Origin of the sequence: Paenibacillus riograndensis SBR5, from assembly GCF_000981585.1 — a bacterium.
Classification (GTDB): domain Bacteria; phylum Bacillota; class Bacilli; order Paenibacillales; family Paenibacillaceae; genus Paenibacillus_AQ; species Paenibacillus_AQ riograndensis.
Map to the genome: position 1 here is coordinate 5,382,517 of NZ_LN831776.1, position 13,242 is coordinate 5,395,758.

The following is a 13,242-nucleotide window of genomic DNA, read 5'->3' on the forward strand; positions in this document are numbered from 1 at the left end:
ATTATAATCCCTTTCCCGTGAAAAAGAAAAGCCACGAAAATCCGTTATGCAGCTGTTTTGACGCCTACGGCGCCTTCAGCTCCGTCCGGCATTCCCGTGGAGGCTTTCATCGTGAACTAGAATCCGATTGCTCTTCCATCCACAGCGAGCATCGCTTCGCCGATGATCTCGGAAAGCGTCGGATGGGCATGAACCGCTTCCCCGATCTCCCAAGGGGTGGCATCCAGCAATTGTGCCAGCGCCGCTTCCCCGATCAGATCCGTAACATGGGGGCCGATCATCTGCACACCGAGAATATCGCCGCTGCTGCGGTCGGCAACGACCTTGACGAACCCGTCTTTCATCCCGTAGACAATCGCTTTGCCAATGGCTGAAAAAGGAAATTTGCCTGTGACCACATCCGCGCCAAGCGCTCTGGCCTCTTTTTCGGTGTAGCCTACACTCGCCACCTCCGGCCGGGTATACACACAGCGCGGCACCAGATGCGGGTGGTACGGATGGAGCGTCTCCCCTGCCAGATGGTCCACCGCCCGGATGCCTTCGTGGCTTGCGGCATGGGCCAGCTGCAGCCCGCCGATGCAATCGCCAATTGCGTAGATATGCGGCTCGTTGGTCTGCATATTGTCATTGACTTCAATGACACCTTTGCCAAAATGAATATCGGTATTCTCCAGCCCGATGTTCTCTATGTTGGCTACTCTGCCTACGGATACCAGCAGTTTTTCGGCAGACAGGCTCTGAGTCTGTTCGCCCTTGCGGGCTTCAATGGTGACTTCCGATTCCGTAATCACACAGGTTCCGGCATCAACAGTGGTCCCTGTCAGGACTTTGACGCCGCGTTTCTTCAGCAGCCGCAGCAGCTCGCGGGCGATCTCCTCATCCTCAAGCGGCAGCAGCTGGCCAGCGGCTTCCACCACAGTGACCTGTACGCCGAAATCCGCCAGCATCGAAGCCCATTCCACACCAATGACTCCGCCGCCGACAATAATAATGGAAGCGGGCAGCTCTTCCAGTGTCAATGCTTCCTCGCTGCTCAGAATCACCTTGCCATCCGGCTTGAGGCCGGGCAGCACACGCGGACGCGAGCCGGTTGCTACGATGAGATTGCCGGAAACGACAGTCTCCATCTCGCCGTTCTCCAGCTCCACAGCCACCGCGCCGCTGCGCGGAGAGAAAATCGAAGGACCAATAATCCGTCCTTTTCCCTTCAGCACCTGAATTTTATTCTTGCGCATCAGAAATTGCACACCCTGATGCAGCTGCTCGACTACAGCCTCCTTGCGGGCCTGCACCTTCGGGAACACCAGCTGTACACCTGCAGTTTCAATGCCGTAACTCTCACTCTCTTGTATTTCAGCGTATACCTCGGCACTGCGCAGCAGCGATTTGCTGGGAATGCAGCCGCGGTGCAGACAGGTTCCGCCCAGTTTGTCCATTTCAATGACAACAACAGACTTCCCGAGCTGGGCAGCGCGGATCGCCGCCACATAACCTCCGGTCCCTCCGCCAAGTATGGCTACGTCGCATGAAATCGTCATATATGTATCCTCCAGTCGTGACTCTAGTTCTGAATTAACCTATTACATTGTACTCTCTTTTATGTGCATTACAAAACTTACAAACGTCATATATCCATGGACTTTTCCCCGTTGAAGCGTTATCATAGGGGTGAATTCAAAGGGATGATGGATAAGGGGGACACTCATGAAACTGTTGACCACACGCTTTATTGCCATCCTGATTCTGGTTGTGCCCGGCCTCCTGGCGATGAAAGGCTTCCTGATGATGAAAGATGATATCTTCAACTATATTTCCATGCATGGGGACGAAACGGCAACCCCTGTTTTTGCTTGGCTGCACTTTGGCGGAGGGCTGCTCCTGTTCCTGGCCGGTATGAGTTTTCTTGGCGGCTGGATTCTGACCCGTGACCGGAAGCGCAATTATGTGGGCCCCAGATTCAGGGAGAAGCAAAAGACGCAGCAGCCCCCCTCTCCGGATGCCACCAGCTAATCCGATAAACTCCGGCGGGAGGGTCTTAATCACTCCACCTTTCAACCAGAAACGGCTGCGCAGTCCTTCCCCGGGCAACGTAGCCGTTTTGGATTTCAGTGTCGTGTCACTTCGAGAACTATTTCCGAATCCTTCGGCCATTTCAAGTGGAAAGGATAACTAATTCCCCTCCTTCACCCCATTTACCTCATGTGAAGTGGAAAAAGGATAACTAATTTGCCGCATTCCCACTATTCACCTCATGCGAGGTGGAAAAAGGGAAACTAATTCAGGCCATTTCACTCCTACCGAGGGAATATGGCCCTATTAAGTTTCCTTTTTCCACTCCAATCTCACAATTTGCTGATTTCGGGAAAAATAAGCTCCCTTTTTCCAACTATATAGAGTGAGCTTAAGATAGTTACATTAGGGACTTCGTCGGGACTACGGAGAATGTTTGGACTTCCGGCCGCTGCCCATCTGCAGATTTCTTGATTTGTACCGCTGTTCGCGGTGGAAATCCGCAGACTGCCTATGCTGAAGATAGCGAGCTTTCCTACGGAAAGCTTTCAGGCGGACGCATTCGCTCCGTAAGTATCCAAACTTCCCCTCCATCCCTTTTCCCTTTTGTTCGTTTTTCAAGTTCACTCTATATAGCTGCCCTCACCGGCTTATGTCTAAAAAGGCAACCTCGAGGACATTCGGGGCTGCCTTTACTAATTCTATCCTGCCGCTGAATCCGATGAACCCCGCACCAGTTCACTGTACAATCCGCCCTCCTGCAGCAGCTCTTCATGTGATCCCTGCTGCAGCAGCCGTCCGCCCTGGAGCACCAGAATGCGGTCTGCCGCGCGGATGGTGCCCAGCCGGTGGGCGATTACGAAGCTGGTCCGGCCTTTCATCAGCGTCTGCAGCCCCTCCTGAATCTTGATCTCTGTCACGGTATCTATGCTGCTGGTCGCTTCATCCAGCACCAGCATGGACGGATTGGCGAGAATCGCCCGCGCGATGGCCAGCAGCTGCTTCTGCCCCTGGCTGATGCCGCTGCCGTCAACCGACAGCATCCGCTCGTACCCGCCTTTCATCCGCATAATAAAAGAATGGGCGTTGGCCAGCTTCGCCGCCGCCTCCACTTCCTCGTCGCTGGCATCCAGCCTGCCGTAGCGGATATTGTCGCGGATCGTTCCCTTGAACAGAAACGAATCCTGCAGCACAAAGGCCATATGGCTGCGCAGGCTTTCCCGGCGGATCGAAGACAGCTCCCTGCCATCCAGCGTAATGCTGCCTTTGTCAGGATCATAGAAGCGGGACAGCAGCCCGATCAGGGTGGTTTTGCCTGCCCCGGTAGGCCCGACCAGCGCGATCATCTCGCCCGGCTTAGCCTCAAAGCTGATATCCTGCAGCGTATCCGCCCCGCCGTCATAGGAGAAGGATACCCCGGAGAACTTCACCGTGCCTTCCACATGGTCTAGCGATACGGCCGCCCCTTCATCCTTCGCCTCCGCTTCCTCATCCAGCACCTCGAACACCCGCTCCGCACCGGCAATCGCTGACAGCAGCGTGTTCCACTGGTTCGCGAGATCATTCAGCGGCCGTGTGAACTGGCGCGTATATTCTACGAATGCGATAATGACACCTACCGTGACCAATCCCCGGATGGCCAGCAGACCGCCGACACCGGCAACAATCGCAAAGCTGAGATTGTTCAGGCCGTTCATCAGCTTCGGGATGAAGCCGGAGATGGCCTGGGCCCAGTAGCCCGACAGCATGATCCGCGCATTACGCTCCCGGAAGCCGCTGATTACCCGTTCCTCTTGTGAAAAAGCCTTAATGATCCGCTGGCCGGACAATGTCTCCTCAATGAAGCCGTTCAGTTCACCCATGTTGCGCTGGCGCTCCTTGAACAGCGGGCCCGTCCGCCGCGTAATCCAGCGCATGCCGAGGATCATCAGCGGGACCACAATGAAGGTCAGCAGCGTCAGCAGCGGGCTGAGCCACAGCATCACCCCCACGGTGCCAAGCAGAGTCAGCACACTGGAGAAAATCTGGATCGCCGAGCTGTTCAGCGTTGAACTGATATTCTCAATATCATTGGTCAGACGGCTCATAATTTCACCTTGCTGCCTGCGGTTGAAGAACGAAATCGGCAGCCGGTGAAGGTGCGCAAACAGGTCCGTACGCATCCGGTATACCGTCTCCTGGGCAATTTCAATCATCCAGATGTTCTGCAGCCAGGAAGTCAGCGAATTCAGCAAATAGACAACAGCAAGCGTAATCAGGAAGATTCCCCAGGTCCTGCCCCCGTCCCCCTCCAGATAATGGTCCACTGCCCTGCTGATCAGATAAGGTCCAAGCAGCGCAAGCCCGGAACTGAGAAGCACCATGACCAGCACCAGAACCAGCTTCGCCTTGCGTTTCGCCAGATAACTCCAGATTCTGCGGAGCGTGGCGGACCAGTCCTTGGCCTTAGCCTTCGGCTTGCGTCCTCCCGGCGACCCGAAGCTTGCCGCGTCTCCAAGCCCTACATTCAGCCTCGGATGGCGAAAAGGCTCAAGTAATGCTTTGAACATGCTGCACCCCCTCCCTGTGCTGAGATTCATTGATTTTCCGGTACAGCTCCGAACGTTCCATAAGCTCTTCATGTGTGCCCTGTGCAATCAGTCTGCCCTCGTCCAGCAGCAGGATAAGGTCGGCGGATACGGTCGAACTGATTTTTTGCGTGATTAGAAAAGTAGTGCAGGACATCCCCTTCAGCTCGGCCAGCAGCCGGCTTTCGGTAACCGCATCCAGCGCGCTGGTACTGTCGTCCAGAATCAGAACAGCAGGCTTTCTTACCAGCGCTCTGGCTATCGTCAGCCGCTGCTTCTGTCCACCGGACAGATTGACTCCCCGCTGTCCCAGCATAGTATCGTAGCCATTCGGCAGCTCTTGAACCGTCTCATGAATTTGTGCGGCCATGGCCGCCTGTTCAATCTCATCCTGAGTCGCCTGCGGATGGCCCCAGGCAATGTTCTCCCGCACAGAGCCGGTAAACAGCAGAACCTCTTGAGGCACATAACCAATAGCTCCGCGCAGCCTGGATATTTCCATTTCCGCACCCGGTATTCCATCGACCAGGATATCACCGCTGCTCTGCTCATATAGACGGGGAATTAGTCCCACCAGCGAGGATTTGCCTGAACCGGTTGCCCCCATAATCGCTACCCGATCTCCGGGTTGTACCTTAAAAGTAATGTCCTCCAGCACGGCAATATCACTCTGCGGATAACGGAAGCTGACCTGCCGAAATTCAACCTTACCCCGGATTGGAGCAATCTCCCTTGCAGTAACCGCTGCCATTTCCTTGGCTTCCAGTTCATCTGCCGACATCACTTCCTGAATCCGCTGCGAGGAAGCCCTGGCCCGGGAAAAGGTCGCCATAATCCAGGACAACGCCGACAAAGCGCCAATCGTACGCAGGGAATAATTAATGACGGCGACCGTCTGCCCCAGAGTGGCCTCCCCGGTTGAAATTTCGATACGCCCAAACCACAGCACCAGCATAATTCCGGCATTTACAATCAGCATAATGAGCGGGGCCGAGGTTTCTGTGAGCCTCAAGGCTGCGACCGTGGACTTCATCAGCTCCCCGCTGAATGCGGCGAACCGGGCAATCTCATGGTTCATGCGCACAAACACCCGGATCAGCCGGATGCCGGTGAGATTCTCCTGAATCACACTGTTGACTCCGTCCAGCCGGTTCTGCACACTGCGGAATAACACCGATGCCTTTTTCATCACCCAGAGCAGAAAGGCAATAAGTACCGGAAGGGTCAGCGCCAGCAGCAGCCCCAGCTTCACCTGTACAACCAGCGCCATAACCACGCTCCCCGCTACAACAAGCGGCACACGGGTCATAAAACGGAGCCCCATGAAGATCGTATCCTGCAGCTGCGACACATCCGCGGTAAGGCGGGTGATTAAGGAAGAGGTCGTAAAGCGGCTGAACACGGCATAGGTGAAGGACTGGACCTTTTCATACAACTGGTCCCGCAGATCAAATGCAAACCCCTGGCTCGCATGGGACGCAAAAAAAGAGCTTAGCACGCCCGCAATAAACGCCAGAACCGCGCTTACCACCAGCACACCGCCCCACAGCCAGACGATCCGATTGTCTTGTGCCCTGATTCCGTCATCAATAATCCTGGAAATCAGCAGGGGTTGGGACAGCTCCACCGCCAGTTCGATCACCATCATCAGAAGTGCAGCGATTGCTGCGGCCCTATAGGTTTTGAGATAGGAAAAAATGATGTTCATCAGCGTTACCCCATTTGTCTATTCGTAGAGCGCATCCCGCAAGCGGGTTGACATCGTGGATTGTCCCTTCAAAATTACCCGGCGCAGCGCCTTGTTGCTGCGGTTCAGCTCCGCCATTTCGTCCAGCATTTCCATCAGCAGGCTCAACGTTTCCGCAGTCAGCTCCCCCTTTTCCTGCAGCGCCGCAATTTTTTCTGTGTAATCTTCCATCTTGTCCGTCAACTGTAAGCCTTCTTTCTGTAAACGTTCTTCTGTATAAATACACATTACCGCGTTAATTATAACATTCTTTATCTCTTACCCGAAATGTTTTCACTGGCTACTTTTACTGAGATTATGCTACTCTAATAAAGTCGCATTTTTCGGAAAAGAACTCATCAGGCTGATTAACGAAAGGATAGATGGACGTGGCACAGTTGTTTTTCAAATACGGGGCAATGAACAGCGGCAAATCCATTGAGATACTCAAGGTTGCGCATAATTACGAGGAGCAGGGCAAGTCCGTGCTTATTTTTACTCCTTCCATTGACAACCGGGACGAAGTGGGCTACATCTCCTCCCGTATCGGGCTGCGCAAGCAGGCCATCCCTATTGACGAGAATACGGATATATACAGCATTGTCAGCAGCAACCTGCCGAAGCCCCACTGCGTGCTGATTGATGAATGCCAATTCTTAAGCAAGGACTGCATCCTCCAGCTGGTGAGGATCGTCGACGAGCTGAACATTCCGGTTATGGCCTTCGGGCTCAAAAACGATTTCCAGAACAATCTGTTTGAAGGCAGCAAATATATGCTGATCTACGCAGACAAAATTGAAGAAATGAAAACGATCTGCTGGTTCTGCGAACGGAAAGCCACCATGGCGCTCCGCGTAGAGAACGGCAAGCCCGTCTACAGCGGCAAGCAAATCCAGATTGGCGGCAATGAAGCCTACTACCCGGTATGCCGCAAATGCCATAAGAATCCGCCGCTCTAAAAGAGAGGCCGCAGTACCCGGCTGAAGCAATTCCACGGTTTCTGCACAGCCAACAACGGATTCGGTCACAAAAAAAAGCACACATTGCGGAATCGTAGATTGCGCGTTAATGTGTGCTTTTTCTTGTAAAAAAGAAACGTGTTCCTCTAATGAATCGCCTGCGCTGCACGGTGCTCATCTTCCTTGCGCACGAAGAGATCATGCTGAACAGTAGCTTTTCCGCCATATTGGGCACGTTGGCCCAGGGCTTTCATGCCTCCGTTGATTTTGGAACGGTGAGGAATCCCTGCGGCACTTAGGCGGCCCTTTATTTTGAAATACTGGGTCTGATCAAAAGTCGTGTACACCAGTGTGCGTTCTCTAGGAATGAAGAAATGCAGTATACCCTTCAACAAGCCCATCAGCAGACCTCCCTCATTACCAAAAGTCCCCCATAATCGCGAAGCACGGCAAAAAGCTACTTCAAATACCGCTCCTTCAGGACACCCAGATGATGCAGCTCATGTCCAATAATTACACAGGCTACAGCTCTGACAGAAATCGGATTACCGCTGGCCGCCCCCATCCGGGTCCATGCCTCCTCGGGCAGACTTTCCAGCAGCGCAATTGTAGATTGGCGTACCAGCTTATAATGCTGCACCATTTCACTGAGCGTAAACCGCTCGAACTCTCCTGCCGCCGCATAGTCATTTTCCTCATATCCGGGCAGCGGAGCTTTCTCCCCTCTGGCAATTGCGAGCAACCGGTAGGACATAATGCGGTCATTATCAGTCAGGTGTCCGAGCATCTGCTTGATGCTCCATTTGCCTTTTGCATAGCGGTAACTGCCCTGCTCCTCGCTCAGCCCGTCCAACAGATCATACATCAGATTGGATTGTTCCCTAAGCACAGCCGCAAGCTCCCCTTCAGGGGGGACCAAAGAAATGTAACGGGCCGGAAATTCACTGTACTCTCCTGGTTGTGGACGCTGGTTCATAAGACTGCCCCTCTCAAACTATTTTTTCAAAAAATTGCCGAATAGTGTAAAATGCTGTTGTTGTATTTTAGTACATTATGTATAATATTTGCAAGAATACAAGTTGAATGATCCTGAGCATCGGGAGTGTAAGTATGCTGGAATTTGTGCTGTTTATGGTGTTTTCGGTACTGGAGACCTATGCCATGTTTTATTTGGCTTTCAAGGTGTTCAAGATTGATTTTTACCACAAAGAGATGATGTTTGCAGGTTGTATTATGGGCTTTTTCTCATATGTCATACGTGTGGAATATCATCTGGTGGAAATAGACATTATCGTTCAGTATCTCTTAATTTTCTGTTTCTTTTGGATGCTTTTCCGAATTCACTTTTTCTACGCAGCTATTCTTACAGGAATGACTTACCAAGCTTACACGTTCATTCAACTGATGTACATTGTTATCCTGGATAAAGCCGGCTTATTCTCTACCCAAGCTTTTTACGGAATAGACATCGACACTAATCTGCTACAAATCCTATCTTCTACTACTGCCTTAGGTATTGGTTACTACAGTGGACGTAGACGCAAAGGTTTCGATTTTGTTCCAGACAAACCCGATGGCTTGATTAAGACAACAAAACGTGAGAAATTCCTCTTTGTTCTTAACCTGCCTACTGCTGGGCTTATAATCTTCATCATGCATGTTTTTAACTCCAATTACTTTTTAGCTGCACCGCTAATATACGCTTTTCTATTATTTTGTTACATATATTTAGCCTATTCAAAGGATAGGAGCGGACATGAATATATTAAGTTATAAAATCGCATCTAGGATTAAGCAATCCAATCCTCAAGAGACTAGCTCTATTGAGATTATGCAATATGCCTTGAATATTATACTTAACAGTCTGTTGATTATCATAACTTCCTTATTAATTGGCTGGTTGACCTTGAGTTTGGCAGATACTGCTGTCTCGTTATTCAGCTTTGCAATTCTAAGATTTTTCTCTGGTGGCAAGCACCTAAAAACTGCGACAGCATGCAATATCTTTTCCATTCTGTTATGCTCATCCATTCCGCATCTATCCTTTCTGATCAAAGATCATCTTCTGATCATTAATGGATTATGCATAGTTATAATGTTGTTGTTCGCACCTAATCCAGATGTCAATGCACAAGTTTCAATACGCTGGTATCCTTGGATGAAAGCCATTTCTGTGACCTTAGTAGCTCTTAATTTTTTTATTCACTCGTCTGTCCTTGGATTAGCATTTTTAGCTCAATCCTTAACAGTAATTCCAAAGCAAGGGAGGAACTCCTTATGAAAAAGAACATTGCCCGTATTACTTCAAAGGCTTTGACTTCATCCGCTCGTCTATTCTCAGCGGTACTAAAACCATGGGCCCACAGCCCAGAAGCACCAAAAGAATTGCGTAAGTAATTAAAGGATGGGGAGAACATGCGAGTCTTGCTAAACGACGGTTCCTCCCGGGATATTGGGGAAGAAGATATATTGTATTTCTCCAGTTATAAGAATACAATATTCGTCCATACCAAAGAAGGCGAGTTTGTTCTCCCTACCACGCTTTCCGATCTCTTTGCTGCTTATAAGTGCAAAAACTTCGAACGCCTGGACCGCAGCAATGTAGTCAGTCTCAACCAAGTTGAAAGTTATGATTCCGAACGTAAAATTGTTACGTTTCACGAGGGAGAACAATTCGCTACAGTATCAGAACCTAATGAAACCAGGCTCAGAAGATATTTAGCTTCAAGAAAAGACACCTCCGAATCCTAACTTTTAGCCAAAAAAACAACCATCCCAAGCCTTACGGCTAACGGGTGGTTGTTTTTATTTTAATCCATTATATAGTAAATAAGTATTATCCCATATGTTGCCTTTCTTGTAAAGAATATTTCACCCGGCGAATGACAGGAGACGGGTTACCTTCCAAATGGTACCATTTAAATAGATTTGTAGTATAATTACACCTACTAAATAACCGATGGAGGAATCTAATGGATTATTACTTTCATCCTTCTCCGCGCCCCTCATCCTTAGAACTATTGTCTGACGAACAATTGTTGAACATCTACGATCTGGCGGTGGAGGCTAAAGCTTCACCCGATTTCATTGAGATTATTCAATCCGTTCTGACCGAGAGAAACATAAACAGTCCTAACCATTCTGAGGATTGATCTCGTTATTATTCCCACACTTCAACATATAACCTTTTCTTTTGCAATGTTTCATCCGCAACAAAAATAAAGAAGCCACCTCCACCCCAGGGAGGTTGGGCTTCTTATTTTTGTTCATTGTTGATTAGCGTGTTGCCCGCTGCTTATTTCACGGGAAGAGTAATTACGGAAATTTGGCTGCTGGAAGAAAAGATTGCAAACGAAGCCTCCCGCGTAGCTGTATCCCACCCGATGAAATGTGCCTCATGTCCGGAGGCTGGCGGTGCCTGCTGGTTAGACAGAATGCTTTTTCCAGTCAAATCATAGAGCGACCAGGAATGGGCAGACACATCCTTAACATAGAGCTGTGAACCAAAAAGCTCACTTTCCCAGCCCGAAGCTGTGTCGTATTTTTCTTCAAACTTTCCATTCAGTATTACTTTAGAAGCCGCGGCGGGTAAATCAATCAGGCTAAGCAGCGGCTGCGCCCTGGTGGAGTCCGGATGCTCTACGTTGGCAGGAAATGCCTGATACAGCCAGTTAGTTGTCACTGCAAGCTTGTTGCCCGTAATCTGCAGATCCAGATAAGGGTTCTGGTCAACCTCAAGGATCTGCTGTGACTTGTCATTCATATTTACAATGGCTATATAACGCTGGCTGCCCATAATCACGGAACCATCGTACTCCAGCACAAGATACGGGGAGGAAGAAGCCCTCCAATCTATAACATTTGAATACTCATAAGCGGTATCCCTGTACGTAGAGTCAAATGACGCTTCGGCTTGGTTCCAAGGTGCCTTATAGACGGAGAACAGCTTATCTCTCTGCACCCACACCTTTTCTGGCGTTCCTGCAGCTCCAGGTGTCCACTGGGCTTTTCCTTGATCGCCTAGCCGAATATTGATGAAGCTTTTTTGCTGCAATTTCCCGTCCATCCTGAAGCTGTACTTCAGAATCTTCTGCCCTTTGGAACGGGTCAGCACAATTATTTTATCCGGGTTACTTAAGGTCTTCACGTCAAGAATTTGCTCTTTTGCACCAATGCCCAGATTTACGGCTTGCTTCGTTCGGGTATTAAACAGCGTGCCGTTCAGTACTACCCTGCCTTCACCAGCAGGCACAATACTGATGCCATCCGTGTCCAGTACTGTGTAAGGAAGATTTACATCAGTCGCTGCTGCTGAGGAAACTGCTGATGACAGGATCAGAGTTAACAATGATAACAACGTCAAAGCTTTGAGTGTACGCATCCTTTTCTCCTTCTTCACCGGAAACAGGACAATGAAGGACTACTCGATGAACTCCGTCTTGAAAACATTCTCCAGTTTGCCGCCCAGTCTTTTTTTGAGGGGAATCTTGATGTCCCGGCTCAGTTCCTTAAAAAAAGTATCCGCATCACAATTCACATTCTGCGCCATCGCAACAAGGGTTCCGTCATTCACGATATTCTGGTTCACTTCAAGCGGGATATCCACTTCAATGTCGTATTTCTTGGTCAATGTTTTAATATATCTAGCGAAAATTTCCAGAAGTTCTTCGTTGTTGAAATTCTCAATTGCGGCTTTGCCTTTGGCGGTAAATTTGATGTTCACTCTCATTGTAGATTTCCCCTTTTCTGTCATACCATTTTGTTGTTCGTATATGGATCAAGATGAATAGATGGCTGTAAAAAAGGGCAACATTATTCTTTGCCTTCAAATGTATCGTTCCGTACATCGCTAAGGTTATATTTCTCAATTTTTTCTATTACCATTCCTGCCCGGAACGCCATCTGCTTGCTGAATCCCGTCCCGTAGATGTAGTCCTGTTACATCATAACACAACATAACCATTTGTGTTTCGTAATAACAATTATTCCCTCGAACAGTTTGTCAGGGGAACCCTAATTACTTATTTTTCCTCTCTATATTGCCGATATAGCTGTTATATGGAAATAAATCCTTAAAATTAGGAGGAATTCTCGTGTCAGCCATCTCTTCAATTTCCAAAAGCCCCGGCCCCATCCAAACTAACGGCAATCAAAATCCTGCCAAATCCAGGGACAAAGAAGTTCAAAGCCTGAACAACCAGAAAGCTAAGCTGAGTGAACAAATTGAAGCTGTAAACTCCAATGAAAAGCTCGATCAAAAGATAAAGCAGGAACGTATTCAGGCCCTTAGAACCTCAATACAGGAAATCGATGCGCAAATCGCTCAGATCCAAATCGAGGAAATGCAGGAAAAAATAAATACCAGCCAGTCCAAACCATCAGAAACCCAAAAACATGAAGCAGCTACCGAAACGAATAACACCGCCGATTCCATGAATGCTGTAGTAAAAAACCATACAACCTATGACCGTCTAGGGAAACTCGTTGGTCTTAGCAAGCACATGGAAGGCTCCATAAAGCTATTGGATACTGAAATTAAAAAAGAAGAGAATTGGCTCTCAGATAATCCACATCAAGATAGCGGCAGATCCTTAATGCTGGAGAACGCAGAACAGACTGTCCTAAAATCGAAACGTGAGCAAATTCAAGATATCAAAGCCACCGTCCGGGGAATCGATAACAAAATTGATGAATTGGTATCCGATCTGAATGACAATAAGGATACTTCACCACAAGTTAAGAACGCGCCTGCCTCTCCAGACTCTGAGGATACAGGTGTTAAAGATAAGTCATCCAAGAGTAAAAATAAAAGCGATACGACAGAGGTTCAAGCCTCCAATGTAAAAACAAACTCGATAACCGGCGCAGGCACCGTTCCACCATCGATTGATGTGAGGGTGTAAATAGAAGTTCAAGAACTGAGAACAGGTACATACGAGCAACACTATCACAAAAAACAGACCGCCGGACAGTGAAGCCC

The 13,242-nt window shown here is 49.2% G+C and carries 15 protein-coding genes; 7 read left to right on the plus strand and 8 right to left on the minus strand.

All coding sequences use genetic code 11. The features are described from left to right. Positions 1-116: 116 nt before the first annotated feature. Positions 117-1,538 (minus strand): dihydrolipoyl dehydrogenase, encoded by a 1,422-nt coding sequence (gene lpdA / locus PRIO_RS22895; protein ID WP_046504852.1) that lies wholly within the window; start codon positions 1,536-1,538, stop codon positions 117-119. Between the two features lie 166 nt (positions 1,539-1,704). On the opposite strand from lpdA, the gene PRIO_RS22900 reads away from it, so the two are divergent. After that, positions 1,705-2,010, plus strand: coding sequence for a DUF2627 domain-containing protein (locus PRIO_RS22900; protein ID WP_020429632.1), 306 nt, complete (start codon positions 1,705-1,707; stop codon positions 2,008-2,010). 701 nt (positions 2,011-2,711) lie between these two features. Here PRIO_RS22900 and PRIO_RS22905 read toward each other — a convergent pair. The 3 genes from PRIO_RS22905 to PRIO_RS22915 are packed head-to-tail and all read right to left on the minus strand — an operon-like array spanning position 2,712 to position 6,495. Next, positions 2,712-4,559 (minus strand): ABC transporter ATP-binding protein, encoded by a 1,848-nt coding sequence (locus tag PRIO_RS22905; RefSeq protein ID WP_020426441.1) that lies wholly within the window; start codon positions 4,557-4,559, stop codon positions 2,712-2,714. Beyond that, complete coding sequence (locus PRIO_RS22910; RefSeq protein WP_020426440.1) at positions 4,540-6,285, minus strand: ABC transporter ATP-binding protein; 1,746 nt, start codon at positions 6,283-6,285, stop codon at positions 4,540-4,542. The genes PRIO_RS22905 and PRIO_RS22910 overlap by 20 nt, the downstream gene beginning before the upstream one ends. A gap of 18 nt (positions 6,286-6,303) precedes the next feature. Continuing rightward, positions 6,304-6,495: a hypothetical protein gene (locus tag PRIO_RS22915; protein WP_167345656.1), complete on the minus strand. Its 192-nt coding sequence runs from the start codon at positions 6,493-6,495 to the stop codon at positions 6,304-6,306. A 197-nt stretch (positions 6,496-6,692) separates the two neighbouring features. On the opposite strand from PRIO_RS22915, the gene PRIO_RS22920 reads away from it, so the two are divergent. Beyond that, complete coding sequence (locus PRIO_RS22920) at positions 6,693-7,262, plus strand: thymidine kinase (protein WP_020426438.1); 570 nt, start codon at positions 6,693-6,695, stop codon at positions 7,260-7,262. Between the two features lie 146 nt (positions 7,263-7,408). On the opposite strand, the gene PRIO_RS22925 is transcribed toward PRIO_RS22920, so the two are convergent. Then, a complete protein-coding gene (locus tag PRIO_RS22925; protein ID WP_020426437.1) occupies positions 7,409-7,663 on the minus strand; it encodes a hypothetical protein in 255 nt (84 codons plus the stop codon). Positions 7,664-7,719: 56 nt separating this feature from the next. Continuing rightward, positions 7,720-8,238, minus strand: coding sequence for a DinB family protein (locus PRIO_RS22930; RefSeq protein WP_020426436.1), 519 nt, complete (start codon positions 8,236-8,238; stop codon positions 7,720-7,722). A gap of 134 nt (positions 8,239-8,372) precedes the next feature. Between PRIO_RS22930 and PRIO_RS22935 the strand changes: the two genes are divergently transcribed. The 4 genes from PRIO_RS22935 to sda all read left to right on the plus strand — a co-directional run bounded on the left by PRIO_RS22935 (position 8,373) and on the right by sda (position 10,414). Next, positions 8,373-9,038 (plus strand): hypothetical protein, encoded by a 666-nt coding sequence (locus tag PRIO_RS22935; RefSeq protein ID WP_046504858.1) that lies wholly within the window; start codon positions 8,373-8,375, stop codon positions 9,036-9,038. Continuing rightward, positions 9,019-9,543 carry an accessory gene regulator B family protein gene (locus PRIO_RS35025; protein WP_082118138.1) on the plus strand — a complete coding sequence of 175 codons (525 nt, stop codon included), beginning with the start codon at positions 9,019-9,021 and terminating at the stop codon, positions 9,541-9,543. Before PRIO_RS22935 ends, PRIO_RS35025 begins: the two co-directional genes overlap by 20 nt. Before the next feature lie 134 nt (positions 9,544-9,677). Beyond that, positions 9,678-10,013: a LytTR family DNA-binding domain-containing protein gene (locus tag PRIO_RS22950; protein ID WP_020428446.1), complete on the plus strand. Its 336-nt coding sequence runs from the start codon at positions 9,678-9,680 to the stop codon at positions 10,011-10,013. A 221-nt stretch (positions 10,014-10,234) separates the two neighbouring features. Beyond that, positions 10,235-10,414: a sporulation histidine kinase inhibitor Sda gene (sda, locus tag PRIO_RS22955; RefSeq protein ID WP_020428445.1), complete on the plus strand. Its 180-nt coding sequence runs from the start codon at positions 10,235-10,237 to the stop codon at positions 10,412-10,414. Positions 10,415-10,557: 143 nt separating this feature from the next. Here sda and PRIO_RS22960 read toward each other — a convergent pair whose 3' ends face one another. Both PRIO_RS22960 and PRIO_RS22965 read right to left on the minus strand, forming a co-directional pair. Next, positions 10,558-11,643, minus strand: a complete 1,086-nt coding sequence (locus tag PRIO_RS22960) for a hypothetical protein (RefSeq protein ID WP_020428444.1) — start codon at positions 11,641-11,643, stop codon at positions 10,558-10,560. A gap of 39 nt (positions 11,644-11,682) precedes the next feature. Next, entirely contained in the window at positions 11,683-11,991 is a 309-nt protein-coding gene (locus tag PRIO_RS22965; RefSeq protein ID WP_020428443.1) for a hypothetical protein, read from the minus strand. A 364-nt stretch (positions 11,992-12,355) separates the two neighbouring features. Between PRIO_RS22965 and PRIO_RS22970 the strand changes: the two genes are divergently transcribed. Continuing rightward, positions 12,356-13,165, plus strand: coding sequence for a FlxA-like family protein (locus PRIO_RS22970; protein WP_020428442.1), 810 nt, complete (start codon positions 12,356-12,358; stop codon positions 13,163-13,165). Positions 13,166-13,242: the final 77 nt, after the last annotated feature.